This window comes from Bacillus cereus group sp. MYBK79-1 (assembly GCF_051915365.1).
Classification (GTDB): Bacteria; Bacillota; Bacilli; order Bacillales; family Bacillaceae_G; genus Bacillus_A.
On the sequence record NZ_JBQAEO010000004.1, the window covers coordinates 24443 to 51396 of the forward strand.

Below are 26954 nucleotides of genomic sequence, written 5' to 3' on the forward strand. Positions count from 1 at the left end.
TTCTATTAAAAGGATTATTTTGTTAAAAAATTGATTCTTCTTTATAACCTCTATCTTTTTCTTTTATTTCCCATTAAAATTGAGTAAAACTATTTTGAAAATATAGGAGAAAGCTATGAAGCATAACCTCAATCTATGGTCCTTTATATACTCTTTGATTAGCGTTGGACTATTCCGTTTATATTTTGAAATTCCACTTGAATTATTCAAATTTTTCACGGATTCATTACACATTCACCCTTTATTTATATTACTAGTTTTAACAATAGGAACTTTTTTTGCTGGCATTATAGGATTTTCTAAGATGAATAATTGGATTGCGATGCTTAGGAGTGTAGCAACAGTCTTACTAACATTGTTATTATCAGTGTTTTTAACACTAACTTTGATTGTGGGTTATGCATTAAGTTAAACGTAGTTTTTTATGAGTAAAACTCAATATTCCGTCAATAATATAGATGACATTAGATTTTTCTCCTTGTTCCCCCTTGGAGATGGGCAGTTAGTTTTTGCTAACTGCTCTTATATTTATAACAAAGATAAGATTCCTTAGAATGATTCTTCTTTATTTCTCAATATAAGGAGCCTTGGATTTTCATTAATACTCCTGTAGTATATGAACAAAGAGTAAGGTAAGAGTTACTCTTTGCCATTTTAGGAAAGGTTCTGTTGGAAACAGCGGAACCTTTTTTCGTGATTTAAAGGTACTAAGACAAAAATGAAATATTTACCATGAAGGTAGTTGTTAAATATTTTACGCTTATACAGTATAATGGGATAGTTATTGTGTATTGGCATTAAGAGGAGCGTCCTGATTAAGCGCTTCTCTTTTTTTATAAAATAGCTCCAAATTACTTGGACACATTTACCAGTTTATTCAACACAAATATCATGTTAAAATCCCTTGTGAATACGACATAACTCAACTTGGTGAAGCTCTGTAATATTTTCTGTAGGGCTTCTTTTTTTTACAAGCAGTTATTTCATTAAGCTGACTACCTTGTTGTGCAAAATAACGATTTTGTTCACTTTTTTGATACATTTATAAAACATTCATATGTTATCTTCAGTAAGTTCTATTTCCTTTATAATATTGTGTGAAGTATACCAACGAACGAAGCCTAAAAAACTCTAATGAAGTGATGAAAAAAACCTAATTTCTCTACAAAACATTGAGAAATTAGGCTTTTTAATAGAAAAAGTAGCATTCACAAACAATGAATACAGTTTAACTCTTCAATTCTATTTTCACAGATTCATATATTCTTCTAAAGTCAGTTTTTCCTTATATATATTTTCAGCAATATCTCCTACATAGCGAATATGCCAAGGTTCATATGCATAACCCGTAATACTTTCCTTCCCCTTAGGATAACGAATGATAAACCCTGCACGATGCGCGTTTTCTTTCAGCCATTTTCCTTCCTTCGTATTCGCAAAGGATAGCTCTAGTTCATTGTTCGCACTTTTAGAAGAAACATCCATCGTTAACCCTGTTTGATGTTCGCTATGCCCTGGCTTTGCAGAGAAGCGATCCGTATGCTCTTGCCCTTTCTTTTTAACATTGTTGGCATACAGACCTTTTTGATACTCATAGGAACGAAATCCTGAAACAGCATTCAACTGGATCTCATCTTGCTTAGCTAAAAGGAATAGTTTTTCTAATGCTTCCGCTGCTTCTTTACGAAGATGACTCTTTTCTACCGTTCCACTAAATGAGAACGGTACATTTGGTACAACTAAATCCTCTGGCATATAGTCTTCGGGTAAACCATATTCCTTATTTACTACAGCCTGTACACTAGCAAAAGAACTTGCTATCTTATTTGAAGTCCTATTTTGCTTACTATTTTTTTCTTTATTTATGGAGTTTTCACTAGTTTCATAGTTTGTCTTATATGGTTCTTTACCAATAGATATATTGGTGTAAATGATAAAGATACCTAACATTACTACTATACAAGTTAAGGTTCCTACTAATTTAAGTCTCATCATTCATTTCCTTCCTGCAACTCCTACTGTTACTCATTCATCATACTTCAACCATATCAAATCCATATTAATTCCCTGTGAACTTTTCTTCATAACGTATTCCTTAATAGATTGATAGTATATCTTCCCTTTCTTTTGACACCCTTAAAATATCAGCTCTATTCATACATGTAGAAAAATAATCTAAAAATTTGTATAATAGGATAAGAAGTGTAGCATTCTATTATAGAAAGGTCTTGGTATAATGCTAGGTATTGATGTCAAAAAAACAAAAGAAGAGTTAATTATTTCATGGCAATTTGCGGAGGTCACGATTCCATTACGTGATGTAATCGAGGTTACCGAAGATGCTACCTATGCGGGTGTTGAAGAACCAAGTGCAATCCGTATCGGAACAGCATATGGGACAACTGATCGTATATTAATTAGAACTGTAAAACAAAATTATGTATTATTTACTACGAATAAAGTGTCGATTTTAAACGCAATTCACGCGTAACAATGAGTAGATAAACGCGCTTAAACAAAGTTCAAGTGAAATATGAAGGTGCAAAGTCATAGAATTGACTTCGCACCTTTTTTAAAACAATCTATATGAATGAAAATTCCCTTTAACATTTCAGTAAGGCCAAAGCCACTTCTGTCACACCATACTACTTTGTGTCCCATTTATCTAAATTGAAGAGATAACGCTCTCTTTTTTTGATAAAATTATCTCTATAATGATAGCAGGAAAGGATTTGTTGCTTTATCACGGCAGAAAAAACACAGTTTGTAAAAAAAGAGCATTATATCCCCCAGTTCTCTATGAGACCTTTTGAAATAGCTAAGGGATTTTGTCTCACAGTGAATTTAGAAGCTGACACTTTGGAAGCTAAGGAAAAGAAAACAGGGAATTATTACAACAACTCAAAAATAATCAAATAGATTAAAATACTGTAAATAGGACTAAATTATTAACATAAAAATAAGCACATCTTGTAAAAAAACAGATGTGCTTATTTTTTAATTTTTATGCATTTTTACGTTTTAGGAAAATCACTCCACCAACAATTAACAATAATGCACCTGCAGCCATAGAGATCCAACTTGTAAGGTCTGCACCTGTTTGCGGTAACCATCCTATTTTAGATTGAACTTCTTTCTTAGGTTGTGGTTGCTCTTTAGGTTGCTCTGATGTTGAAGTATTTTTATCTTGATTCGGCTGTTCTGATTTTGGTTGCTCCGGTTTTACTTCTTTAAATTTCACTGTCTGACCCTTATCTTCGATGTCAACGTGAATAGCTACCAAGACATTATCTTGATACAATTCTTCAAACACTACCACTTCTTTACCTTGTAATGCAGAAGCATTGAATGTGAAATCGAGTGTGATAGAACTATTCTTCTCTTTAGCAGTAAACTTAGATTCTACTGTTACTTCTTTACCATTTACTAATAATGGTTTTTTTGTTGCTTTATCCATTAGTTTACCTTTTACTACGTACTCTTTACCCACGATTAAGTCTTTGTATTCAACTTTATCTTGGATAGTTACTGTTTTAGAAGCGTCTAACTCTTTAGAACCATCAGCTTTATTTGTAGCTGTCGTTTTAATTGAAGGCTCTACAAATCGAACTGTTTGACCTACATCGTTAATGTCAGCGTGAGTTGCAATTACTTGCCCTTCATGTAATAAGTCTTCGAACACAACTACTTCTCTTCCTTGCTGTTCAGCACCAACGAAAGTAAAGTCTAATGTTACAAAACCATTCTTTTCTTTTGCAATAAATTTAGTCTCAGCTGTTACTTCTTTACCATCAATTAATAATGGTTCGTTAATAGCTTTGTTCATTAATTTTCCTTTTACAGTGTACTCTTTACCAACAACTAAGTTAGTGTACTCCACTTTATCCTGGATTGTGATAGAATCCTTTGAATGTATCTCTTTTCCACTATCAGCTTTGTTTGTAGCAGTTGTTTTTACTGATGGCTTAACGAACTTAACTGTTTGACCTTTATCATTGATATCAGCATGTGTAGTAACAACTTTTCCGTCTTTCAGTAACTCTTCGAATACTACTATTTCTTTTTCTTCTAAACCAGTTGCATCAAATGTGAAGTCTAATGTAATAGAACCATTTACTTCTTTTGGTGTAAACTTAGTTTCAGCTGTTACTTCTTTACCATTTACAACTAATGGGTTATTAGTTTCTTTATCCATTAATTTACCTTTTAAAGTGTACTCTTTACCTACTTGTAGGTCTTTGTATTCCACTTTATCTTGGATTGTTACAGACTTAGAAGTGTGCATTTCTTTTGTACCATCGGTTTTATCAGTAGCTGTTGTTTTTACTGATGGAATCTTTTCATCTTTGACAATATGTTTAATGATGTGACCATTCTCTTTGATCTCAAAAGAGAATATTTCTTCATTCAATACATAACCTTTTGGTGCAACAGTTTCTTTATATGTGTATTTTCCAAATGGTAACTTTTCAAACTTCGCGATACCTTTATCGTCTGTTTTCCCTTTAACTACTTCTTTTCCTGCTTCATTATAAATAGTAAACTCTGCATTCGGAAGCTTATTGTTTCCATCAGCTACATCAACTTTTGTAATTTCTAGATCACCTTTGATAAGATGATTAACTGCTAATAGCTCAATAATTTTTCCATGTTCCTTTATTTCGAACACAATTGGTTCTGTAATAAGAACGTAACCATTTGGAGAAGCCTTTTCTACAAATGAATATTTACCATACGCTAAATCTTTGACGTTAACTTCACCATTTTTATCTGTCTTATATTCCCCAATTACTTTCCCGCTTGCATCTTTTAGCTCGAATACTGCACCTTCTAATTTTTTACTGATATCTTCATTATCTACTTTTAGTAATTTCACACTACCTTTCACTTCTGTATTTTCCACTGTAAAAGTAAGTGTTTTATTGTGCTCTTTAATTTCAAAAGGATACTTTGTTTTATTTCCAATATATCCATTAGGTGTTTTCGTCTCTAAGAAATAATATTTACCATACGTAAGACCATCAACATTTGCAATTCCATTTTCTTTTGTTACTACTTTTTTCACTTCTTTTCCATCTTCAGTAAAGACCGTGAATTCAACATTAGGCAACATCTTACCTGAATCACTAAGTTTTTTTATTTCGATGTTACCTTTTACTTTGTTGTTTACTACTTGAACAGCTCCTATTTCCCCTGTCTTAACTTCAATAGTTTGTGGTTTATCACCTGAAACATAACCTGTTGGTGCTTTAATTTCTTTTACTGTGTAGGTACCAATTGGTAGGTTATTTAATTCTGCAGTACCATCAGCACCCGTCGTTATTTTTCCAACTGATTCATTATTTGCATTAAAGACTTCAAATACTGCACCAGCTAATATTTCTCCATTTTCCCCAACCTTTTTAATTTTTAAAGAACCAGCAGCTTCCCAATTTACTGCAAGGTCACTACTAAGCTTTTCCTCATTTCTTTCTAGTAGCACTGTAGCATTCTGAACAGTATCAGTACCGCGATAAGCAATTGCTTGAACTTTAGTTAAATTTGCAGCAACACTTAGATTAAATTCACCTGTTTTTATATCTTTAGGAATTTGGATACGGAATTTTTCCCCAAGTGAAAGCTGATCTTTCACTTCTCCATTTTCACTAACAATTTTAACTCCATTAGGTGCATTTTTCGCTACTACTTTATAAGAACCACTCTTAGCATTTGTTTGTACTGTGTATAGGTTTGTTTCAAAAAACTCACCCTTTAATTCTGCCTTTTGCTTTTCAGCAGGAATTACATTCATAAAAATATCTTGAGTATCTTCACTTGTATTTGCAGCATTAATAATTGTCTTAGCCGCTTTTTCAACATTTTTATTTTCATGCTTTAATTCATTTACATCAAGTTGACCTAATGCATTCCAAACCGCAAGCTGAGTTGCATAATGTGCTTCATTCTTATTAGCTACTCCCAGTTGTTCTATACTTTTTTGTGGGAAACCATTTAATAGAACCCTATATACTACATTATCTGTTTTTCCCATTTCAGGAAGATCTTCACCATTTGGTGATTTTAAGCCAAGAGTTAAACAATAAGCAATTTGACCGCTTGAATTTTTAATAATTTCAGTTCGGATATCCTTTCCTAAACTGTTGCTATAACTCCAGTTCATTGAATACTTTTCATGCGTCATAACCTCCGCATTTGCCTTCGGTAGAAACACATTAAAGAATAATGCTAGTACTGATAATAATGCAAAAACTCTTTTAACAACTCTTCTCCCCAATTTTAAAACCTCCCTAGATAAAATGAATCTGATGTATTATTCAAATATTTAAAATAATCACAACGAAGATATTTCATATTATAAGACATAAAGTTACAAATATTATATTATTTTTACAAATTATTTATTTTCTCAACATCCACCAAAAATCATAATATTTAAATATTATGATTTTTTTTACAAAAGTAACGATATTAGGATACCTTAACAAAATAAGAAACTTGGTAAAATACTAGAATAACGCTAGTTGGAGTACGGAAACGATTCTTGGCATGAAGGACCACTACAAAGATATTTTAATATGTAAACAGATATTTTCAGATTGAATCTATGTATTAATAATGAAATTTTATTCCATTTACACCTGCAATATTTATATAAAAGATTGTAAATTATGTTTTTATAGGATTTTTTCTATTAGTTTACTGGAAATTTGCATTATTATGTGACAATAAATATCATTGTATTTAATATAAAATGATATAAAAAAAGGGTATGCAAATAATTGTCAGAACTTTCGATTAATTAATTATACTAAAATTAGTATTAAGAATATTAGCAAAAAAAGTAACAACGTTATTACAAAGTTCGAATATTGGTCTAAGTACCCTAGCATCTCAATGGTAACCTCTTGAATACTTTTACGTTTTTAAATAAATTAAAATAACAAAAAAATAATAATTTTTAATTTTTTATTTGTAATTTAATAAGTTGCATGTTAATATGGCGAAGGTTATAAAATGGATTTCGCCATACACAATGTTTTTTCGGAATATTCACTCCAGAGAAACGTAACTATTTCAGTAATTTGCTTCATCTTTTACCTATACAAACTTTCAATTTTTTTGTTCATAAGTAAAAGTAACTTTTTATTCTATCTTCCTCATCGATTTTAATATAAATGGTAAAAAAGCACTTTTTCAAGTGCCTTTTCTTTTTTAAAGATAGAAAATCTAATAAAATCAAACACCTAGATTAAACACAGACATAATCCTACTTACAAACTCTCAGAGAGGTATAAACTATGGGAATTCCTACACTATTATTAAATACATTTATTATTATTATTTGTATCCTTAGTTACCAAGTATTTTGGCTAGAACATAAAGAAAAAATGGCATGTAATAATATATTAATTTCTGTACTTTCCTCCATTGCAATTATTTTTTGTATGACTTTTCCTTTTCATTTACACGCTGGGTTCATTTATGATTTACGTTTTATTCCCATTATATTAGTTTTTCTATATGGAAATACAAAGAGCATTATTTGTATTGGATTTTTATATCTTTCTTATAGATTTTACTTAGGTGGAAGCGGAGTCTTCCCATCATTTATTATCTTTACTATTATTTCTGTTATTACAATCATGTTTCGTTACTTGTCACCTACTTATTTCAAGGAAAAGAAGATATTATTAAGTATTCTACTTATTTTGATATGTACAACTTCCCTTTCTATCTGCGGTATTGTAACGCAAATAGATACAGGTGGTAAAATTGACTCTACTCTCATTGAATTTTTATTCAATTATATAATCATAAATATTTTCACAGTATTATTATCAGTTTATTTAATAGAAGGAATGATCAAGAAATATAAAATAAAAGAAAGAATGCAAAGAGCAGAAAAATTTTATATAGCTAGCGAACTAGCTGCATCGATCGCGCATGAAATTCATAATCCACTGACCACGGTACGTGGATTCACTCAATTACTAAATGAAGATGAGAGTGCTAAGATGTCTCAAGATAAGTACTTAGAAATTATGTTACTTGAAATGCAGCAAATACAATCTACTATTAATAACTATTTATCTTTAACCAAACCACAAAATATTATAAAAGAGGAACTAGATATTAATTACATATTAAATCAAGTGAAAGATAATATTTCACCACTCGCTCTTTCATATAATGTTGAAATAAAACAGCATATTACAACAGATTCCCTTTACATAAATGCTAATCCTGAAAAATTAAAAATATGTCTAACCAACATCATACAAAATGGAATTGAGGCTATGAAAAATGGTGGCGTATTACAAATAAATATACAAAAAATAAAAGATAATATTGTAATTGATATCATTGATACAGGAATAGGAATGTCTTCCCAACAAATAAAACGTATTGCCTTGCCATTTTATTCAACAACAGAAAAAGGTACTGGGCTTGGTACTATGATTGCGTACAGTATTATTAAAGAATTAAACGGAGATATAGAGATAGAAAGTGAACTAGGAAAAGGAACACACTTTTCTATCACTATCCCCTGCTAATATAACCATATAAAAAGAAGACGTAACTATTCGTCCTCTTTTTATATGGTTCTGGTGCAAAAATGTTAGTTAGAAACATAGAGTAGCAATTTCCTTTTCATTTCTATCTTATGAAGCTAGGCCAAACAATTTATGAATAAATTCTTTCTCGCTTTGGACAGATTTGTCCGGTAAAACAAGTGGTTCTGGTGCAAAAATAAAATACAGTAGAATAAAGCACATATATTCCTAACGGAATCGTATGAGAAATGGATAAACCCCGTTCTTCTAGCATTTCCATCAAATCACGAAAACTAAGGTTGTACCGTTAACAAGATGATGTCTGGTTGATAATGCTTCCATTTGAACAAATTTTCCTTTTCCATACCGATCACACATCTTTTGTAGAGTAATAGTATCAGCATATCCCAGTTCAAGAGGTTACTTACAAAATATTTAGAATTTTTTTGCGAGAATCCTCCGAAATGTAATACGGACTTTAAATACTTTCATTTATAATTCTCTATTTGTCTATACTTTTCATATCGCTGTTGTATAAGCTCTTCCGAGGATAATAGTATCAATTTTTTTAGAGATAGTACCCCCAGAACAAGATTTTGTTCTAATTTGTAACAAAAAAGCTCTTTTTTGTTTTGGAATATTTCTGAATTCTTAGGTTGATAGGCATGCGTCACTACCCCATATAGTAACAATAAAGGCTCAAAAACGGCTTTTGTCGATTGAAAAGCGCAATAGAATGGTTTGATTTTATGAAAAAAAGTAAGAATCACCAATATAATTGGCGGTTCTTACTTTTTTTCACATACATACTATTAACATGATAGCATTAAAAATTCTTGCAAGGAAAGTGAGGTTTCTATATGCACTATGATGAAGATATAAGTTTAACAGGACGTATTGTGTCACCTGGTGAAGCAGAATATGATTCAGCACGTCAATCGTTTAACACATTCTTTAATAGATTCCCTTTTGTTATTGTCTTTGCACAAAATACTCAAGACGTTGTGAATGCGGTACGATGGTCATTACATAATAACGTACCTATCCGAGTACGTTCAGGAGGTCACAATTATGAAGGTTTGTCAGTTTTAGATGGTGGTATTGTAATTGATGTCAGTGAGATAAATCAAATAAAAATAGATCCAACATCAAAAACTGTTACAGTAGGGGCTGGCTGTAAAAATCTCCATTTAGCTGAGCTTCTTGGGAAAGAAGGACTAGCTATTCCTAATGGTGTCTGTCCTAAACCAGCTATCGCAGGAATAGCTTTAGGTGGCGGGCAAGGTATTCTTTCTCGACCATTAGGACTACTACTTGATCATGTAGTAGAAATAGAAATGGTTGATGCTAACGGCTGTGTATTACAAATTAATGATCAGGAGCATCCTGATTTATTTTGGGCTTTACGTGGTGGAGGGGGGAGTTTCGGTATTTGTACATCTTTTCGCTTTCGTACTCAGGAAATTAAGACTGTTGGTTTTGCTGAAGTAAGTTGGGGGCATCAGGATTTAAAAGCCGTTATACAGGAATGGCAAAAGTATACTCTACCTACTTCTGATAAACGCTTTACCCCCACATTATTATTGTCGTCAGAAAAGACATCTCCCTTGTTGATGCATGGGATTTTTCATGGCTCAGTTACAGACTTACAGAAATTGATACAACCACTTCTCCAAATTGGATCACCTATAAAGGTAGACATAAGAGAACTGTCTTATTTAGAATCTATAACGTTAATATCCAATCATCAACCTGCAACTCCTTTTCCATTTAAAAGCGTAGCACCTTTTCTCGACTCTTTATTACCTGAAGAAGGTATTGCTACGATTCAACATTTTATAAGTCAAGCTCCACCTAATTCTACTGTTTCCGTATTTTTTCAGGGCTTAGGTGGGAATGTGTCTGAAGTATCCGAAGAAGCTACGGCTTATTTTTATCGAAAAGCTCTAATGAATATGGTTTTATTTTCCACGTGGGACAAACCTGAGAGAGCTGCACAAGGGATTCGCTGGGTAGAAGATTTTCGTCACGCATTGATTCCTTTTACGAAAGGTGTCTACGTTAACACACCAGATCTTTCAATTAAAGAATGGTCAGATTTATATTATGGCGAAAACTTCAAACGATTGACTCAAGTGAAAGCTAAATACGATCCAGAAGATATTTTCAACTTTCCACAAAGCATTCCACCTGTTTATAAAAAATAGAATTCCTTTGCTTGCTTTAAATTTTGCAATTTATAAAGAATAATAGATAAAAAAGTTTGCACGGATAATGAATAAACATGAATCAATTATATAGGGAGCACGTCACATCGCCGTCAAATTAAGATTTTACATTATCCATAAAGCAAAAAATACGTTATCCCTTCCTGTGATTTTCCAGAAAGAATAGCGTATTTTTTCTTTTTAGGAGGAATTTTGTTTTCTTAGCTTGATAGGGATGGGGTAGCACCATCAAAACGCGAATTTCGTACGCTAAGCAAAATTTCATAAGAAAAAGCCGATTTCCGGTACTCTAAGAGAATAATTGACTTTTTACTGTTAAGTTGTTTGTAGTGATTGTAGGGAGTCTAATGATGCAATTTCTTTTATACTAAATCGGTATTTTCCTAGAATATTAATGTGTTCCCATTCTAATGGAAAATAAAAAGACAGCAATCGATAAAATCCTTGCCATTTTCCTTATATATCAAGATGCAGCTAATAATCCCCCTATTGCTGGAGGCTGTCCATTGCTTAATAGCGCAATTGAAAGTACTGGAGTATTTCCAGAATTACAAAAAGCAGCAGCAAAGGGTTATGATGATACAGTAATGTTAATGGCTTCTCTCATAAAAGAAGGAATAGAGAAACAAGAACTTAAAGAAGATATGGACATTATATCGCTCGCTTCTTTTCTTGCATCTTCAATGGAGGGCGCTATTATTGCAAGTCGAGTATCGAACGATAATATACACCATCAGTATTTTATTGAACAAATAAAACATCATCTTTTCTCTTATTCTAAATAAGTGAGAACTTGCATTGCTTCCATTCAATTTTTATAGACTTAAACTGAATAAACCCCTCTCATAAAAATGATCTTCTATTTATGAGAGGGGTGAATAATTTTTAGCAAAGGGAGCTTTTTAGACGTTGTATATTAGGCATACAACCAATCTATTTTTCACATACCTCCCCTTTTTATCCTACCCTTAAAATAAAAAATGGCATTCCTGCCGTAACATTAAATTAGACCTTCAAATTTTTAGATACTCCTACTGTCGGCGCTCAAAAGCAAGACGTACAGCAAGCCCCGTTAATACACTTGCCATAAGCCAACGTTGTACTCGTAGCCACGTTGGGCGTGTGCCAAACCATGTAGCAATTTTACTTGCTGTAAACACAATTAGAAGGTTAACTATAAAACTAACAGTGATTTGCGTAAGGCCTAAAACTGCACCTTGTATAAGCAACGATCCCTTCTCAGGATCTTCAAATTGGGGTAAAAGTGACACATACAAAATAGCAATCTTTGGATTTAGAAGATTAGTCATAAGTCCCATTAGAAATAATTTCCGTGGTGGCTCATTAGAAATAGTACGAGGTTCCATAATAGAAGTAGCACCCGGTTTTATCGACTTCCAGGCGAGCCAAAGCAAGTAAGCGGCACCTGCCCACTTGACTGCTTCGTAGACAGCGGGTACTGCAAGAAATAGAACTGTAAGTCCGAACATAGTTGCGATTATATAAATTACAAATCCGAGCATAATGCCTAAGAGAGAAATAAATCCAGCCATACGTCCTTGCGTAATGGAACGAGAGATAAGATAAATCATATTAGGCCCAGGTGAACAAACCATGCTAAGTGAAACAATCGCAAAAGCTAACAAAGTACTAAAGCTGACCATAAACCTTCCCCCTTCATGTTACATAAAATTTCCTATTGTACATTTTATCATGATTGAGTAGAGAAAAGATTAATATAAGCCAATGCAGCTAAGTAATAATATCGGATCGAATGTATTGTAATTACATACTTCTCCTTCTCTTAAAGAGAGATTTAAAAATAACCTATCCATAGAGCTACTAAAACTACTACTAACAAAGCAAAACAAAATGTGATATTTCGAATCCACTTTTGTATATCATCAAAATACTTTTCTATAAATGCAGTGTAAATAGAAAGCATAAGAAGTAGCACAATGAAAGTAAAGGATCCCAATTTATCGTTAAATTTTTCATTAGTAAATGTGCTTACATGAAGGAATGAACACTCCCCCACTTAGCAAAGCTTGAAGTGGGGGTTTCTAACGTTTCGACCTAACGGACGATTAACGTCAGGGGAGTTAACACATTAGCGAGCTGTTTCACGCTTAACCCCTCTATCCCATTTGTCCATGCATTTGGGATTACTTTTCGTAAAATGTTAGCCGCAGCATTTACATCTGCATGAATTAAAGTTTTATTTGCTGAACGATATATGCCGCGCTTTATTCGTTTTCCTGAAAAAGTTGTATTTTGGTCATTTTCTCCATACGTTGGAATGAAGTCGTTATCCAGAAAACTTGCTTTCGATGTATATGATTCTTCAGTTACAACAACTTGAATGCCTACAGCATTTGCTTTGTATGTAATCATTTGAATCAGTAAATTATACGGGATATGACAAAATGATTGGTTATTTCTTTTTCCCATATTCGTTTCTTGTTTCCAACTTTTGTTTTGACCAATAACGATTTTACAAACTTCTTCTTCTTGAGCTAGTTTTACGATGTGGTGACTAACTTTATGGAAGACGTCTTTTATTTTCAAGTAACGTTTTTGATGAAGTTTTTCTATCCTTTTAGAAGTAAAAGGTCCTTCATTCGTTTGTTTTCCATTTCTAAGAATGCTTGTAAAATGACTCTTCATTTTGTTGTAATATTGATTTATGCTTTTGACATGTTTGCCCTTAACAAGGACAGGTTTCATACCTGTGTTTGTTACGATGGTTGCAAGGTTATCAATACCTAAATCAATACTCATATAACGAGCATTCTCTTCAATCATTTGTTGTTCAGAAGGAACATCAATTACCAATTCCACTACATATTCATTGTATTTTGGAATCACACGAACTTGTTTCAGTTTACCTTCAGTGAAACCTAGTTTCCCAATATTTAATTGCAATTTCGTCTTTGGAAACTTTAAAAATCTACCGTTTTTAATGATGCAATCTTGGTTTGTATACAGAATCTCTTTTTCAGAAGAACGAATATACTTTGGAATTCTAGGCGGTCTAGCATATTTGTTTGGATTCTTTTTATAGTCTTTTAAACTAGCAAAAAAAGATTTCCAATTTTGGAACAAACCTTTCATGATTGACTGGCTACATTGCGTAGGCAAAGCTCGATAATCATTTTGAATCATAGCCTTAAATAGTGCATCTAGAAAGTTGTAATCTACATAAGGTTTTTCAAAATTAGGTTCTGAAAACAAATTACATGTAATCTCTTTCTGTTCTTCTTTAGGCTTTAATTTCTCTTTTTCCAATTTCTTCTGATAGGCAAGAAGTTGTGTGTCATTCATCTTACCAATATTTTTATGAATATGATCCAGAACTTCTTTTTGCAAAGGCTGCAACTCTTTTTCTTGTGTTAATCCAGTGTACACCTGGCGTATATAAAAGTTTGTGATGTTGTACATATTCTTAGCATTATGACAAGATTCTTGAAAATAAGAATACATACGATGCCCTTTTTTAATCCAAATTTGAAGAGTCTTATAGTTTGATGGATTTTCCTTTGTCATTTTATTCACCTCCTTGTTAAGGATATTATAGCAAAAAGAGAACGTACATTCCCGCTATTTTCTTGAAAATAAAATATTTCTTTCGATTCACCTCACCACCTTCACTTACGTTTAGAGGTGGGAGTCCTCTCGAAAGGCATGATAGAAAAACCATGTTACTGTGTGAATAGCTCAAATAGCCTTTTTATATTCACTCCGCCACCACCTTACAATAATTCCCTTTTATTCCATTTTACCAGAACATCATGTGAAGCAGCATATGAATATTTTATTCATGTCAAAAAGACCAACAATTCAATATTGTTAGCCTCTACTTTCCATATTCATACCTTTTATCACTTTACTTCCTAACAACTGGAATCCACATTTCACCAAATATTAAGCCGTCTCTCTGTCCCATCTCAACCGTTGTATTTGGCCCACCAACATAAGCAAAATCTTTTGCTTCTTGTAAAGCTTGACCGAAGGCGATGCCAGTCAGCTTATTACTTAGCGCTTCAGCCGTTTTGTCTTCTCCTTTCACTACTAAATATTCTCCCTTCGGAAACTGGATCACTCTAGACTCTTCTTCTATTTGTGCCTCTGTCATGACACCAGCATAATACATCATTTTGTTATTCACCGCTTCGCTTACAGAAAAAATATATTCGTTTGTAGCCAAAGCTTTTAAAGTATTCAGCCTTCCATCTTCTTTAACAGCCGCCCAAAATTCTTCCTTTTCTTTATTGATCCCAGCAAAGTCTGTATAGTCACTCTTAATTTCAGTTCCAATACCTAACACAATAAAGCTATCTTTTTCTTCAATCGTATAATTTTTCATATTCAAAACCTTCCTTTTTTTTAAATGAATCAAATGATTTATCTTTTCATCTGATACGTTTATAATATCTTTAAATCATGTCAAAAAATGATACTGTTTAGGAGACTCCAATGAAAAAAGTTGAACGGATTAATACAATTATGCGGTATATCAACAACCGCTCCCACTTTACAATTACTGAAATCATGCGAGAATTTAACATATCACGATCGACAGCTATTAGAGATATTAGAGAAATTGAAGCTATGGGCATGCCACTTGTCGCTGAAGTTGGAAGAACTGGTGGATATTTTGTTATGCATAACTCTATCCTGCCCGTTGTTCGCTTTACTGATAATGAAGTCAAAGCTCTTTTTATTGCCTTTATGGCTACAAGAAATCAACAACTTCCCTATCTAAAGAGTCGCCAATCATTAGCCGAAAAACTACTAGGACTCATCTCCGAAACTCAGCAAGATGACCTTGTTCTTTTAAATCAAATCTTGCTTTTTGAAGGGACTAACCCTCATAATCCCGATCTACTTGAGCTTTCTGACCTCCCCCATCCTATGTTAGAAAAACTCATTCAAATCCTTCTTTCGGATAGACATTTATTGATTACTGTCAAAGAAGAAGAAATCAAGTCTTATCCAATTTACCTATTACACCTTTATCAAGAAAAAAGCCATTGGATCCTTGAGGGATTTGACTTAAAAGAAGAAAAGAAGCTGATGTTTCCTGTCGATGACGTCATCAATATTGAACCGTACACGCCGAAAAAGAGATTAAATAAGAAAAAGATTTTAGAAAAGCTCAGTAAGAAGGACGAAGCAATTAACCTTGTACTTGAACTAGGACCAAAAGCGATTGCCCAGTTCAAAAAATACCACCCTTTCAAAGTTTCAATATCTTACACAAACCCTTACCAATCTACAGCCATTTTAAAAACATTTATCGATGTTCACAATTTCGATGAAGTGACAGAGATAACAAATTGGCTACTTTTCCTAGGGAAAGATATTACAATCAAGGAAATACCTGAAGAGGTATTATACGATTTGCAAGAGCGGTTATGTTTATATTCTCCATAAGCAGTGATCGCTTAAACCCAAAAATATTGAGTTTAAATTGTTACCAGTTGCCCATATTTTTTACCATGAGAGCACAATACATAATAAAAGCACGGAAAATCTCCCGTGCTTTTTCAAAAATATATATAATTTCGGATGACTTAATTCACTTACCCTAACTGACGTTTAAATGCTTTACTTGCGAAAAAGTAAGAGATGATCATGATGCCTACGCACCAAGCGAGTGCAATCCAAATATCATTACCAACAGTCCCTTCATATAATAGGGCACGAATTGCATTCACGATTGAAGTTACAGGTTGATTCTCAGCGAACACACGAACAATTTTTGGCATCGTTTCAGTAGGTACGAAGGCTGAACTAATAAATGGAAGAAAAACGAGTGGGTACGAGTACGCTGTCGCCCCTTCCATAGACTTCGCTTTCAGCCCTGGAATGATAGCTAGCCATGTGAGCGCTAGCGTAAACGTTCCTAGTATCCCAGCTACTGCAAGCCATTCTAGCATATTAGCACTGGAACGAAAGCCCATTAAGAGCGCAACAAGAATAACCACCACGATAGTAAGCACATTAGCAACAAGAGAAGTTAAAACGTGAGCCCACAATATCGATGAGCGCTTAATGGGCATCGTAATGAAACGCGCCATTAACCCACTCTTTACATCCGTAAATAATCGTACAGAAGTGTAAGCCACACCTGATGCGATAGCCATTAGCAAAATTCCTGGCAATAAATAATTCACGTAGTTATCCGTTCCTGTCTTTATAGCCCCGCCAAATACGTAAACAAATAATAGCATCATCATAATCGGTGTAATCGCTACTGTAATAATTGTATCCGGACTTCGCATAATATTACGCATTAAGCGCCCTAGTAATACCCCTGTTTTGCTTTTCATTTACATCTCCTCCTTTTTACCGATAATCGCAAGGAAAATTTCTTCCAATGTTGGCTGCTTCTCGATATACTCTACTTTTGCTGGTGGGAACATCTCTTTCAGTTCAGTAAGAGTACCTGTCGTAATAATTTTTCCACCATGCAAAATAGCGATACGGTCAGCCAGTTGTTCTGCTTCCTCCAAGTATTGCGTTGTGAGCAAGATCGTTGTGCCGCTGCCGGCAAGTTCCTTAACTGTATCCCACACTTCGATCCGCGCTTCCGGATCAAGTCCAGTCGTTGGTTCGTCTAGAAAAATAACTGCTGGCGCCCCAATCAAACTCATCGCGATATCAAGTCGGCGCTTCATCCCGCCTGAATACTGGTCTGCCCTCTGGTTGGCCGCATCAGTCAGGCTAAATCTTACAAGTAGATTATCAGCAACTTGTGCGGGACTAGAAACACCACGTAACTTAGCGATCATTATCAAGTTTTCCCTTCCAGTAAGCATACCGTCTAAAGCTGCGAACTGTCCTGTCAAACTGATACTTTGACGAACATAATCTGGTTGTCGCTGGACGTCAAAACCGCAAATACTCACTTCACCATCATCTTGCTTCATTAGCGTCGAAAGGATATTGACCGTTGTCGTCTTTCCCGCCCCGTTTGAGCCTAGCAGCGCGAAAATTTCCCCACGCTGCACCTCAAAATCCACTCCCTTTAAGACTTCTTTATCTTTAAAAGATTTTTTTAACCCTGTTATAGAAATCACTGCGCTGCTCATATTTTTTCCCCCTTATTAAAATAGGTTACCTATACCCTCTATTTAGTATCACTGATAATCTGTGTTACTTAGTAGCGGTTTAAAAATATAACTGAATAGCGATGGCGGCAATTCACATTTGTAACCAGCTAATCAGTCGGTATTACTAATTGCATTTATTTTTTTCTCAATTTCTTCATAATACTTTCATTCAAATCTTCACGATACTTGGAGACATACGTTTTAGCGTTTGCCACTAGTTCGTCAGCAAAGGATGCTACGTCCTCCCCAGTAATATCAAGTACTTGTCTGCCTTCCGCTGCACCAGCTTCAAACAAATCGATTAATTCATACTGTATGTGCAGCATATCCATCCCATTACCCGCTGAGAAATTCCACATGTAGTTTTGAATTTTCTTAAACACAAACTGATAATCCTCTGGCAGTGCTCCAACACGTGCCATCATCATTTTGTATTCTTTTTTATCACCGATTAATTTTTTAAACATTTCCAACATTTTATTTTCCTCCTTTTTTATAAAGCAGAACAAGAAACTCTCCAAATATGAGCCGGAACATTTTATATTATGAGGCTAGTTTGACTTCAAGACGTTAATTTTTGAAGATACAAAATCCCATTTTTTCCAAAACAGTTCAAGCTCCTGACGGCCATCCTCATTTAATGAATAAAACTTACGAGGCGGTCCCATATCTGATGGTTTCTTTTCAATATTCACAAGCTTTTTCTTTTCTAATCGTACGAGGATGGTATAAACCGTTCCTTCCACAACTTCGGTAAATCCAAGATCATTCAGATGGCGAGTAATCTCATAGCCATACGTTTCTCGGCGGCTAATGATTTCCAGCACACACCCTTCCAGTGAACCTTTCAGCATTTCAGTTAAATTTTCCATGTCCTGATCCTCCTTTACCCCCTATTCTGTCTGACTTATATTCAGTATCACAGAGTACTAAGGCGAATTTTTACTGAATAGATTTTGAGTAAAACCATACTATTCAGTATTACTTATTACAACTATATTGTATGACTAAGTAGCGGTAGATGTCAACTGATTTTCAAAATTTTTCTAAAATCCGCTCTTAGCTATTGTTTACTGAAAACATTTTGAGAAACAACTCTACTCAGTATCACCTATTACTTCTACATTGTATGACTGAGTAGTTGTAAATGTCAACTCGATTTTTATATTTTTCTAAAATCAACTATTACCTATCCCGCGAAGAAAAAAAAATACCCCAAACAAAAATTTTACATTTTTGTTTGGGGGCGCTATAGGCTAGCTCTTCTTAATAAGACAGATCACCCTTTTGTTACGATAACATCATATCCATATCTTCTGCTGCAGTTGTAATTAGTTTTAAACCGAATGTTTCTTGTAATACATCCAGCACGCCAGGTGAAATAAATTCAGGCGCCTTTGGACCGATACGAATATCTTGAATGCCAAGACTAAATAGCCCAAGTAAAATCGCAACCGCTTTTTGTTCAAACCATGATAGGACAATACTTACTGGTAATTCATTCACTTCACATTGGAAAGCATCTGCTAAAGCTGCTGCTATTTTCACTGTAGAAATTGAATTATTGCATTGTCCTAAATCAATGTAACGCGGAATCTCTGTACCAGGTACAACACCGTAATCCACATCATTAAAGCGGAATTTGCCGCAAGAAGTCGTTAAAATAACTGTTTCTGGCGGAAGTGACGTTGCTAATTCACGATAATATTCTCCGCCTTTTCCTGGAGCATCACAACCTGCGATGACAAAGAAACGCTTAATCTTTCCTTCTTTTACTGCCTCAATAATTTCCGGAGCTAATGATAATACTGTATTATGATGAAAGCCTGTTACTAACTGTTCATCCGACTCCATATGTACTTCTGGAAGTTCTAGCGCTTTTTGAATCAACGGCGTGAAATCATCATTTTCAATTTTTTGTACACCCTCTAAACCTGCAATATCATATGAAAAGAATCGATCAGAGTAGGATCCTTTAATTGGCATAACACAGTTCGTTGTCGCTAATATGGCACCTGTAAATTTTTCAAAAAGACGTCGTTGATCATACCATGCCTTACCAATGTTTCCTTTTAAATGCTTATATTTTTTCAGCTGCGGATAACCGTGTGCTGGTAACATTTCAGAATGCGTATAAATATTAATTTCTTTTCCTTCTGTTTGTTTTAATAATTCTTCTAACGCAAATAAATTATGACCAGTAACTACAATTGCTTTACCTTCTACATGGTTTTGTGTAATTTGAACAGGCTCTGGAACACCAAAGTGATTCGTATGCGCCTCATCTAACAACTCCATTACTCGTAAAGCCGATTTCCCTACTTTCATAGCCATATCAATATGTTCTTGTTCATTAAAGTTAGAATTGGTTAATGTCATATACAGTGCTTCTTGCGTCGTAGCATCTACAAAAGCATCCGTATACCCTAGCTGAGCAGCATGCGTACGATAAGCAGCAATTCCTTTTAACCCAAACACAATCGTATCTTGTAAACTTGCTATTGTTTCATTTTTACCGCAAACACCGATTACTTTACATCCGCCTGTTGGCGTTTGTTCGCATTGATAACAAAACATGATCATCCCACCCTCTCCCAATCATTCCTTACAAACTAAGCATAATATCTGGTTAGATAAAAGGATGTGATATCAATCACAATAATATATATAAATTGGTGACAGTTCACATTGTCGACATAATATTTTTACTGTCTTCTGGTATTCATACTTGAAAATGATTATTTATTTGCATCATATATCGGCACACTTTTAAGGAATGCAAATATCATATCCATCTAACACTTCACAAAATTTTCCTTACTGATGGTACAATTAAAGGTATGGAGGGATAATATGGTATATATGATGTTTTTTTACGGAATACTGTTTCTTATACTCGGTATTGCAGTATTTCTGTTTATTATGGCTGGGTCACGAAAAATTAGGAATAAAAATCTTTCATTCGTATTGATCGGTTTAGGGATAAATATACTTGCAAGTCCAGTAGCACTTTTTATAGGGGTGATGGCAACAGATTCACCGTATAGTACGAGACTAGATTTTTGGAAAGGTTTTTTCTTTATTCAAGGAATACCTCTTTTCTTACTACTTATAGCTTTCATTTGGTGGCTTATTCGCCCGCCAAAAGTAACGGTTCAAACGAGTATTGAAAAAGAACTTGAACAAAATAGTAAAAGCATTAAGAAAAAAACGACACGAGGACGTCCAATTACTGCCCTACGTATTGTAATTCCAATTATTTTAGTAGTAGGCTGCTTTTTTTACATTTTGTATTTACAGGACATTACACTTAAAAAAAGTCATTCTCCAAATAATAAAAATACGATTAAAGTAGTAAAAATAGATTCAGACTCTTCTCTTGGTTCCTCTTCTGTCAGAATTAAATACGGCTTATGGGAACATTTTGACATAAATATTGCAAATGAGGGAGAACGTCTCGATTCCTCAAACGTTTTCGTAGATTGGAAAAACGATTATGAAGCAACGATAACGCTACGAGGAAAAGAATCCGTACCTGAAGTTGTGGAATTTGACATATCAAATAAATCCAATGGCCCTGTTTTTAAAAAGATACAAAAAGTGGTCAGTTCCTTTACCTTTCAAAAAAGTGAATCTCCAAATTTAATAAATATTATCGAGCTTAGAGAAACAATGAAATCAAAAGGACCAAGTCCCAGTTCAACTGTAAGAATCTATTATGGGAAAAGAGGTAGCATTTTAGAAAAATTTAAAGAGGTCACTCTTAAGGAAATGTATACGACAGATAACTTCAATATCAATTGGAGAAACGATGAACAAGTACAGGTAGAAGTAATAGAGGAAAATGTAGTAACAACTAGCATCGTGATTGATTTATCAAAATGAATCTATTTTTCACATGTTATAACTGTGTTCTATCCGGGACACGGGGAGATACATAGCATTTCCAAATAAAGTGAAACTTTAATCAGTGGGGGGGGGCATTCCCCACTGATTATTAGTTGAACCAATCGGACTTTTATGGACAGTTGATCCCCCACCTAACTTCTTTGCTTTCGCTGAATTTTGAGGTGGGGGTCTTACTGCCCATTAAAGCGGGATAAATAGTTTATAAACATGATGAACCGCCCCTTTCTTTACAATACATTTACATTATCTTAACATTGTTTACATTATTTATATGATATATTTATATAGAATCTACTTAATAAATTTCATGTACATTGTTATCTTTATAATCTCTGATTTAATTGATAAGAGATTATGTTATATTTTCATATCAGGGGTGAATGAGGATGACTGAAACTTTAAAAACACTTATAATGCTTGATGCTACTTACGTTGTTATCGCAATTATGACAGTACTGGTGTTTGTATACTTGGAATTAAAATCTCAGTAACGTATGCAGGCTTCGCATTTAAATATAGTTAGAAGAAAGCGAGGAGAAATTTGTTTCTCCTCGCTTTTTTATTTCAACAAATCCAATGTATGTAAAAGTAATCCTCTATCCCCTACATCCCCATGACCAGGTACTACTGAATTTATATTTCCATATCGCTTCAGCACATTCTCAATCGATATGGACCATTCATTTACATAGGAATCAGCAACGTTTCCTAAATCTTTTGCAGACGCAGACTTTACTAAACAACCTCCAGCTAAAATGTTGTATTGCGGTAACCATACGACAATATTATCTTCTGTATGTCCTTTCCACGGATAAAACGTTTCTACTTTCATATTTCCAAACTTCCAATTTGTAATGGTTTGTAAGTCTCCAAGTGGTTCTTCATATCCATTTTTCTTTGCTAGTTCTGCAGTTAGTGCTGTACTATGCGCTTTAATGCCTCTTTCTTTCAACGTTTTTATTCCTCCAATTCGATCAGCGTGCGCATGTGTAATAATGACATCCGTTACCCGTTTCTTAAATTTCTTTTCTACCATCTCTATTAATTCCTTCGTTAACTTATCATCCCAAGAAGAATCAACAAGTACTAACCCTTTAGAAGTAATAAGAACTAGACCGTTCGAAGGAACTGCTTCTCCGTTAAAATAACCTAACTCCGTATGAACCCATACATTTTTGTTTAACTGAGAAATTGAAATAGTTCCTGTCTCATTCTTTATTATTTTTTGCTCTAGCTTTTGTTCCGCTTGTACAGAAGAAATTGTACTAATAAATTGAGTTGCTCCTAGTAAACTAACACATACCCCTAATTTTAATAGTGTATTTTTTTTCATTTTCTCCACCCTTTCCTTCAAACGAAATAGTTATTACCTATATTAGACAATTCATCTCAAATGTTTGTTCCATCTTTTCTTACATATTTTTCATACCATTAATAAAAAGCGTACAAAATTTTGTACGCTTTAAAATTCAACCTTTGATTCCATAATTCTCAAACTCTTCCTCGTTCCCATAAAATACATTCAAATCAATATACTTCTCTTTTCCATTATAACCATTTAACCTCCCACGGTTCGTGTATTGCCAAAACGTCCATTTTCTCTCATCTGATAAACTCGGTTTTGTAAAAACACTACGAATCCATATATCACATTGAGGATACGCATCCTTTATATACAAATCATATGCTTCTTGAGTTGCATACAATATTACTTTCTTACCGTAATGTTTTTCTAGCATTTCAATCATGACCGACAACTCTTTCACAACATCTTCACGCTTAGGTGGGTTATCTTTTTTATTAGCATAAAACTCAACATCAATTACGGGTGGCAATCCTTGTTTAGTTTTTGGAACAGTTCGTATATATTGCTCTGCTTGTGTTTCACCCTTACTATCAAAACTAAAAAAATGATACGCTCCGATGCGCATACCTGTCTTATTCCCATTCGTCCAATTTTTCGAAAAGTATTTATCCACAAACGCGCTTCCTTCAGTAGCCTTTATAAACGCAAACTTCATATTTTGCTTTTCCAACTCTCTCCAATCTATATCTCCTTGATATGACGCAACATCTACACCTTTTATTTCATACTTATCCGCACTTATTTGATTCGGAATAAATATGCCTTGAAAAACTAAGTAAGCGAAAACACTCATTACACTAATTAAGGTAAAGACTCCTCCTATAATAAGCTTCTTTTTCATTCGTATCCTCCATCTTTACACATTCATATTCCACTTACCATTCACGTTTTTTATTAATCATCATTTTTTCTTCGAATGCCTTCTCTAAATCAATTTCTAATTTGTTTGCTAAATCACATACATTCCAAATTACATCAAACATTTCTAAACCAATCTCTCTTTTCGAATCTTGTATTTTATCACGCTTTAATATCACTTCCGCTAATTCACCTAATTCCGCCATCGCATACATCGTTCGCTCTTCAATCGTTGTATCTTGAAATCCTTTTTCTTTACTAAAATTTAATACATATCTCTGGAATTCCACAATATTCATACTTAATCTCCCTTCATGGTAAATAATCCATTTTACTATTACACTTAAAATCTATTTTGTTAAATTATAACATTCATACTATAATTTATTTACAGCCCTTTAACGGAGGTGTTTTTAATGACTCTCTTCGCTTCTCCATCATTATTCATACTAGCAATCATTTCATTTGCATTAGCTTATTTCATCGGAGTAAAACAATACACTTGGCTCTTATCAGGATTCAATGAACGCCGTGTGCCAGATAAAGTTAAGTTATCAAAAATAGTTGGTCTTTATAATTTAACTGCCGGTGTTATTGCCACAATTGGTAGTGTCTTCACTACTCCTAATGCCAAAATCGTATTTCCTATCATTATAATTGGACACGTTATAATAGCTGCCTATGTAAATACACGCATGGTGCAATGAAAAAAGATCACCTAAATGGATGATCTTTTTTATAATTTATCGACATATTGCTTCGCTTCTAATAAGGAAAAACCAAAAGCCTCTCTTACTCTCTTAACTGCTGTAACTGTTTTTCCTTCTTCCATAAGCTGACGCAACTCTTTATTAATTTCAGGTTCTCTATCTATAATTCCCATTTCTTTCGAAATTAGCTGTAATCTATCTTCCATCCTCTTTAAACGTGCATCCGTTTTCTTTTCGATTCTATTTAATTTTTCAACGATATAAATAAACCCAAAGACCGCTATCGGTATGATCATCCAAAATTCCATGACTATTCCTCCTCATTAACTTTCATTTGTTTTATTTCACTAACTTATGTAAATTTTACCACGAAACACATTTAATGTATAATAGTAATATACAACACTGTTGATAAAACCTTTTATTTTAGGGGGACACTTTATGAAAAGATTTTTTAAGACATTACTACAATTTGTAGTTCTTTCAATTGCACTACATTTATTATTTGATATCGTTGGCTGGCTTGTTTTCAATGCGCCTGTCGAAAACAAAGGAGCACTTATTTCCTACATATCAACTCTATGGCTAATGTACATGTATAGAGATAAATTACTTCAGCTTATAATGCGAATTTCTGCAAAATAACAGAGGGCACTTCATCAAAAATGATGAGGTGTTTTCTTTTATTCTCTTCCCCTATACTAAAACTAATTTTTAATCCCATCCACATCACCTTCCATAGATTTACAATGTATAATAAAATTAATATTCCGTTTTTTCAAGAAAGGAGTCACTATGAACTTAAAAAGTAACAATATATACGAGAAAATGAGCCAATATTCCGTTGCAGGTTTAAGCCTTGCCATTATACGTGATGGCAAACTAGACGAAGCGGCTGCTTTCGGAACACTTGAATCTGGAACAACTAAAACTGTCACTACGGATTCTATATTCAATTCTTGTTCTATTAGCAAATTCATCACTACAATGCTCGTACTAACGTTATCAGATCAAGAAATCGTGCATTTAGATGAAGACGTAAATGATAGACTCACATCTTGGAACATACCTACCAACCTATTTACCTCACATAAAAAAGTCACCCTGCGAAATTTATTAAGTCACAAATCTGGAATTATTGATCCTCCTAATAGTTTTGAACATTATACACTTGCACAAGGGCGACCAAACTTGTCTGAAGTCCTTGCCGGTAAAACACCATATTGCCCAGTACCGATAGAAATAACTTATAAGCCAGAAAGCAAATTTCACTACTCTGATGCAAACTTTTGTATTATTGAACTACTACTGGAAGATATAACTGGAAAACCATTCAATCTTTTACTTGAAGAATATATCTTTCAGCCACTCCAGCTAAAGAATAGTACAGTATTCTCTACGGTAGATATAAATAAAATGGCGGCCTTTGCTTGTGGGCATAATAAAGATGGCACCGTTACAAATGAGAAGTATCCATTTTATCCATTCGCAGCTGCTTCAGGTATTTGGACAACACCAACAGACTTATCAGCTTTAGTTATCGAAATCATTCATTCCTTACAAGGAAAGGGCAAACTAAAACTTTCTCAAAAATTAATACAAGATATGCTTTCTCCTCAAGGTTGCTCAAAATGGACTGGATTAGGTATCTTTCTAGATGATTTTAACGAAGGCTTACAAATGTATTCACTTGGATGGGGCGTAGGATTTCAATGTATGCTAGTATGCTATCCATACCGAGGTAATGGTGCCATTATTATGACGAACACTGACGTAGGTGTTCATCAAATGGAAGGGATTATTGGTGAAGTGTTAAAAACGTTATCCTTATAATGAAAAGAAAGAAGCTGTTCCTTCCAGCTTCTTTCTTTATATAATATTTTTCGCAACAATTTTTATATGTTCTGGTGCAATAATCTCCGTTATACTTTCTTGGATATCTTCCTGCAACATTTCTTCAATATGTTCTAGCTGCACTTCAACATGTGTGCATTCTAAATTATGTATATTTAATAATGCATAATGATCTTTTTTCTTTATTACTAAATATTGATTTTCCTCTGTTACGAGTACAGATCCTAATCTTACTCCTAGTAGGCGTTGATCATCAAACTTCACAACCATTTCCCCCTTCCTTAATCCAAAGCGCGATTACTATGTAATAAAATAACATTTTAGGTAATATATTCTTTATAAACTATATCACAATT

25 protein-coding genes and 2 pseudogenes are annotated in these 26954 nt (G+C 33.8%); 10 read left to right on the forward strand and 17 right to left on the reverse strand.

Annotated features, from left to right (window positions below):
* The first annotated feature begins 115 nt into the window (after window positions 1-115).
* Window positions 116-412 (forward strand): hypothetical protein, encoded by a 297-nt coding sequence (locus ACTFOB_RS08880; RefSeq protein ID WP_440025818.1) that lies wholly within the window; start codon window positions 116-118, stop codon window positions 410-412.
* A gap of 836 nt (window positions 413-1248) precedes the next feature.
* On the opposite strand, the gene ACTFOB_RS08885 is transcribed toward ACTFOB_RS08880, so the two are convergent.
* On the reverse strand, window positions 1249-1992 hold the full coding sequence (locus ACTFOB_RS08885) for a M15 family metallopeptidase (protein WP_440025854.1): 744 nt from the start codon (window positions 1990-1992) through the stop codon (window positions 1249-1251).
* Between the two features lie 244 nt (window positions 1993-2236).
* On the opposite strand from ACTFOB_RS08885, the gene ACTFOB_RS08890 reads away from it, so the two are divergent.
* Window positions 2237-2491 (forward strand): SunI/YnzG family protein, encoded by a 255-nt coding sequence (locus ACTFOB_RS08890; protein ID WP_002035246.1) that lies wholly within the window; start codon window positions 2237-2239, stop codon window positions 2489-2491.
* A 513-nt stretch (window positions 2492-3004) separates the two neighbouring features.
* On the opposite strand, the gene ACTFOB_RS08895 is transcribed toward ACTFOB_RS08890, so the two are convergent.
* Entirely contained in the window at window positions 3005-6274 is a 3270-nt protein-coding gene (locus tag ACTFOB_RS08895) for a VaFE repeat-containing surface-anchored protein (RefSeq protein WP_440025816.1), read from the reverse strand.
* Between the two features lie 1024 nt (window positions 6275-7298).
* Here ACTFOB_RS08895 and ACTFOB_RS08900 point away from each other — a divergent pair.
* Complete coding sequence (locus ACTFOB_RS08900; protein ID WP_440025814.1) at window positions 7299-8555, forward strand: ATP-binding protein; 1257 nt, start codon at window positions 7299-7301, stop codon at window positions 8553-8555.
* Window positions 8556-8793: 238 nt separating this feature from the next.
* On the opposite strand, the pseudogene ACTFOB_RS08905 reads toward ACTFOB_RS08900, so the two are convergent.
* A pseudogene (locus ACTFOB_RS08905) lies at window positions 8794-8920 on the reverse strand (IS6 family transposase); the annotation flags it as partial.
* Between the two features lie 495 nt (window positions 8921-9415).
* Here ACTFOB_RS08905 and ACTFOB_RS08910 point away from each other — a divergent pair.
* Both ACTFOB_RS08910 and ACTFOB_RS08915 read left to right on the forward strand, forming a co-directional pair.
* Window positions 9416-10762, forward strand: a complete 1347-nt coding sequence (locus ACTFOB_RS08910; protein WP_440025813.1) for an FAD-binding oxidoreductase — start codon at window positions 9416-9418, stop codon at window positions 10760-10762.
* Between the two features lie 431 nt (window positions 10763-11193).
* Window positions 11194-11568, forward strand: a pseudogene (locus ACTFOB_RS08915) (TetR family transcriptional regulator C-terminal domain-containing protein); the annotation flags it as partial.
* Between the two features lie 246 nt (window positions 11569-11814).
* Here ACTFOB_RS08915 and ACTFOB_RS08920 read toward each other — a convergent pair.
* From ACTFOB_RS08920 to ACTFOB_RS08935, 4 genes are all read right to left on the reverse strand, one after another.
* Window positions 11815-12447 carry a LysE family translocator gene (locus ACTFOB_RS08920; RefSeq protein WP_440025811.1) on the reverse strand — a complete coding sequence of 211 codons (633 nt, stop codon included), beginning with the start codon at window positions 12445-12447 and terminating at the stop codon, window positions 11815-11817.
* Window positions 12448-12599: 152 nt separating this feature from the next.
* Window positions 12600-12821: a DUF3963 domain-containing protein gene (locus tag ACTFOB_RS08925; RefSeq protein ID WP_185914621.1), complete on the reverse strand. Its 222-nt coding sequence runs from the start codon at window positions 12819-12821 to the stop codon at window positions 12600-12602.
* A gap of 38 nt (window positions 12822-12859) precedes the next feature.
* A complete protein-coding gene (locus ACTFOB_RS08930; RefSeq protein ID WP_440025809.1) occupies window positions 12860-14329 on the reverse strand; it encodes an RNA-guided endonuclease InsQ/TnpB family protein in 1470 nt (489 codons plus the stop codon).
* Between the two features lie 340 nt (window positions 14330-14669).
* On the reverse strand, window positions 14670-15149 hold the full coding sequence (locus ACTFOB_RS08935; protein ID WP_440025807.1) for a GyrI-like domain-containing protein: 480 nt from the start codon (window positions 15147-15149) through the stop codon (window positions 14670-14672).
* A 110-nt stretch (window positions 15150-15259) separates the two neighbouring features.
* Between ACTFOB_RS08935 and ACTFOB_RS08940 the strand changes: the two genes are divergently transcribed.
* A complete protein-coding gene (locus tag ACTFOB_RS08940; protein ID WP_440025805.1) occupies window positions 15260-16219 on the forward strand; it encodes a helix-turn-helix transcriptional regulator in 960 nt (319 codons plus the stop codon).
* Window positions 16220-16368: 149 nt separating this feature from the next.
* Here the strand turns inward: ACTFOB_RS08940 and ACTFOB_RS08945 are convergent, their stop codons facing one another.
* The 5 genes from ACTFOB_RS08945 to hcp form a co-directional block, all read right to left on the reverse strand.
* Window positions 16369-17118, reverse strand: coding sequence for an ABC transporter permease (locus ACTFOB_RS08945; RefSeq protein WP_440025803.1), 750 nt, complete (start codon window positions 17116-17118; stop codon window positions 16369-16371).
* Window positions 17119-17880 carry an ABC transporter ATP-binding protein gene (locus ACTFOB_RS08950; RefSeq protein ID WP_440025801.1) on the reverse strand — a complete coding sequence of 254 codons (762 nt, stop codon included), beginning with the start codon at window positions 17878-17880 and terminating at the stop codon, window positions 17119-17121. It abuts the gene before it with no gap.
* A 155-nt stretch (window positions 17881-18035) separates the two neighbouring features.
* Window positions 18036-18377, reverse strand: coding sequence for a DUF1048 domain-containing protein (locus tag ACTFOB_RS08955; protein ID WP_000891990.1), 342 nt, complete (start codon window positions 18375-18377; stop codon window positions 18036-18038).
* A gap of 75 nt (window positions 18378-18452) precedes the next feature.
* Window positions 18453-18773 carry a PadR family transcriptional regulator gene (locus ACTFOB_RS08960; protein WP_000429486.1) on the reverse strand — a complete coding sequence of 107 codons (321 nt, stop codon included), beginning with the start codon at window positions 18771-18773 and terminating at the stop codon, window positions 18453-18455.
* 418 nt (window positions 18774-19191) lie between these two features.
* Window positions 19192-20478: a hydroxylamine reductase gene (gene hcp / locus ACTFOB_RS08965; protein WP_440025799.1), complete on the reverse strand. Its 1287-nt coding sequence runs from the start codon at window positions 20476-20478 to the stop codon at window positions 19192-19194.
* Window positions 20479-20754: 276 nt separating this feature from the next.
* Here hcp and ACTFOB_RS08970 point away from each other — a divergent pair, with 276 nt between their 5' ends.
* On the forward strand, window positions 20755-21786 hold the full coding sequence (locus ACTFOB_RS08970) for a hypothetical protein (RefSeq protein ID WP_440025797.1): 1032 nt from the start codon (window positions 20755-20757) through the stop codon (window positions 21784-21786).
* A 583-nt stretch (window positions 21787-22369) separates the two neighbouring features.
* On the opposite strand, the gene bla2 is transcribed toward ACTFOB_RS08970, so the two are convergent.
* The 3 genes from bla2 to ACTFOB_RS08985 all read right to left on the reverse strand — a co-directional run bounded on the left by bla2 (window position 22370) and on the right by ACTFOB_RS08985 (window position 24333).
* A complete protein-coding gene (bla2, locus tag ACTFOB_RS08975) occupies window positions 22370-23143 on the reverse strand; it encodes a BcII family subclass B1 metallo-beta-lactamase (RefSeq protein WP_440025795.1) in 774 nt (257 codons plus the stop codon).
* 136 nt (window positions 23144-23279) lie between these two features.
* The gene (locus tag ACTFOB_RS08980; protein ID WP_440025793.1) at window positions 23280-24017 is read right to left on the reverse strand and encodes a glycoside hydrolase family 25 protein; all 738 of its coding nucleotides are present in this window, start codon (window positions 24015-24017) and stop codon (window positions 23280-23282) included.
* Window positions 24018-24051: 34 nt separating this feature from the next.
* Window positions 24052-24333: a MazG nucleotide pyrophosphohydrolase domain-containing protein gene (locus ACTFOB_RS08985; protein WP_002137547.1), complete on the reverse strand. Its 282-nt coding sequence runs from the start codon at window positions 24331-24333 to the stop codon at window positions 24052-24054.
* A 117-nt stretch (window positions 24334-24450) separates the two neighbouring features.
* Between ACTFOB_RS08985 and ACTFOB_RS08990 the strand changes: the two genes are divergently transcribed.
* Window positions 24451-24741 carry a DUF3784 domain-containing protein gene (locus ACTFOB_RS08990; protein WP_440025792.1) on the forward strand — a complete coding sequence of 97 codons (291 nt, stop codon included), beginning with the start codon at window positions 24451-24453 and terminating at the stop codon, window positions 24739-24741.
* A gap of 29 nt (window positions 24742-24770) precedes the next feature.
* Here ACTFOB_RS08990 and ACTFOB_RS08995 read toward each other — a convergent pair whose 3' ends face one another.
* Entirely contained in the window at window positions 24771-25052 is a 282-nt protein-coding gene (locus tag ACTFOB_RS08995) for a hypothetical protein (protein ID WP_087984092.1), read from the reverse strand.
* Between the two features lie 133 nt (window positions 25053-25185).
* On the opposite strand from ACTFOB_RS08995, the gene ACTFOB_RS09000 reads away from it, so the two are divergent.
* Both ACTFOB_RS09000 and ACTFOB_RS09005 read left to right on the forward strand, forming a co-directional pair.
* A complete protein-coding gene (locus ACTFOB_RS09000) occupies window positions 25186-25389 on the forward strand; it encodes a hypothetical protein (protein WP_440025791.1) in 204 nt (67 codons plus the stop codon).
* Between the two features lie 150 nt (window positions 25390-25539).
* Complete coding sequence (locus ACTFOB_RS09005) at window positions 25540-26577, forward strand: serine hydrolase domain-containing protein (RefSeq protein WP_440025789.1); 1038 nt, start codon at window positions 25540-25542, stop codon at window positions 26575-26577.
* Window positions 26578-26613: 36 nt separating this feature from the next.
* On the opposite strand, the gene ACTFOB_RS09010 is transcribed toward ACTFOB_RS09005, so the two are convergent.
* The gene (locus ACTFOB_RS09010) at window positions 26614-26862 is read right to left on the reverse strand and encodes a hypothetical protein (protein ID WP_440025787.1); all 249 of its coding nucleotides are present in this window, start codon (window positions 26860-26862) and stop codon (window positions 26614-26616) included.
* Window positions 26863-26954: the final 92 nt, after the last annotated feature.

Bases quoted from the DNA above. Each gene is read 5' to 3' on its own strand.
- ACTFOB_RS08900 (WP_440025814.1), top strand. From the start codon at position 7,299: ATGGGAATTCCTACACTATTATTAAATACATTTATTATTATTATTTGT.
- ACTFOB_RS08935 (WP_440025807.1), bottom strand. From the start codon at position 15,149: ATGAAAAATTATACGATTGAAGAAAAAGATAGCTTTATTGTGTTAGGT.
- hcp (WP_440025799.1), bottom strand. From the start codon at position 20,478: ATGTTTTGTTATCAATGCGAACAAACGCCAACAGGCGGATGTAAAGTA.
- ACTFOB_RS08960 (WP_000429486.1), bottom strand. From the start codon at position 18,773: ATGGAAAATTTAACTGAAATGCTGAAAGGTTCACTGGAAGGGTGTGTG.
- ACTFOB_RS08980 (WP_440025793.1), bottom strand. From the start codon at position 24,017: ATGAAAAAGAAGCTTATTATAGGAGGAGTCTTTACCTTAATTAGTGTA.
- ACTFOB_RS08995 (WP_087984092.1), bottom strand. From the start codon at position 25,052: ATGGAATTTTGGATGATCATACCGATAGCGGTCTTTGGGTTTATTTAT.
- ACTFOB_RS08985 (WP_002137547.1), bottom strand. From the start codon at position 24,333: ATGAATATTGTGGAATTCCAGAGATATGTATTAAATTTTAGTAAAGAA.
- ACTFOB_RS09000 (WP_440025791.1), top strand. From the start codon at position 25,186: ATGAAAAGATTTTTTAAGACATTACTACAATTTGTAGTTCTTTCAATT.
- ACTFOB_RS08970 (WP_440025797.1), top strand. From the start codon at position 20,755: ATGGTATATATGATGTTTTTTTACGGAATACTGTTTCTTATACTCGGT.
- ACTFOB_RS08940 (WP_440025805.1), top strand. From the start codon at position 15,260: ATGAAAAAAGTTGAACGGATTAATACAATTATGCGGTATATCAACAAC.
- ACTFOB_RS08885 (WP_440025854.1), bottom strand. From the start codon at position 1,992: ATGAGACTTAAATTAGTAGGAACCTTAACTTGTATAGTAGTAATGTTA.
- ACTFOB_RS09005 (WP_440025789.1), top strand. From the start codon at position 25,540: ATGAACTTAAAAAGTAACAATATATACGAGAAAATGAGCCAATATTCC.
- ACTFOB_RS08920 (WP_440025811.1), bottom strand. From the start codon at position 12,447: ATGGTCAGCTTTAGTACTTTGTTAGCTTTTGCGATTGTTTCACTTAGC.
- ACTFOB_RS08945 (WP_440025803.1), bottom strand. From the start codon at position 17,118: ATGAAAAGCAAAACAGGGGTATTACTAGGGCGCTTAATGCGTAATATT.
- bla2 (WP_440025795.1), bottom strand. From the start codon at position 23,143: ATGAAAAAAAATACACTATTAAAATTAGGGGTATGTGTTAGTTTACTA.
- ACTFOB_RS08950 (WP_440025801.1), bottom strand. From the start codon at position 17,880: ATGAGCAGCGCAGTGATTTCTATAACAGGGTTAAAAAAATCTTTTAAA.
- ACTFOB_RS08990 (WP_440025792.1), top strand. From the start codon at position 24,451: ATGACTCTCTTCGCTTCTCCATCATTATTCATACTAGCAATCATTTCA.
- ACTFOB_RS08955 (WP_000891990.1), bottom strand. From the start codon at position 18,377: ATGTTGGAAATGTTTAAAAAATTAATCGGTGATAAAAAAGAATACAAA.
- ACTFOB_RS08890 (WP_002035246.1), top strand. From the start codon at position 2,237: ATGCTAGGTATTGATGTCAAAAAAACAAAAGAAGAGTTAATTATTTCA.
- ACTFOB_RS08910 (WP_440025813.1), top strand. From the start codon at position 9,416: ATGCACTATGATGAAGATATAAGTTTAACAGGACGTATTGTGTCACCT.
- ACTFOB_RS08930 (WP_440025809.1), bottom strand. From the start codon at position 14,329: ATGACAAAGGAAAATCCATCAAACTATAAGACTCTTCAAATTTGGATT.
- ACTFOB_RS08880 (WP_440025818.1), top strand. From the start codon at position 116: ATGAAGCATAACCTCAATCTATGGTCCTTTATATACTCTTTGATTAGC.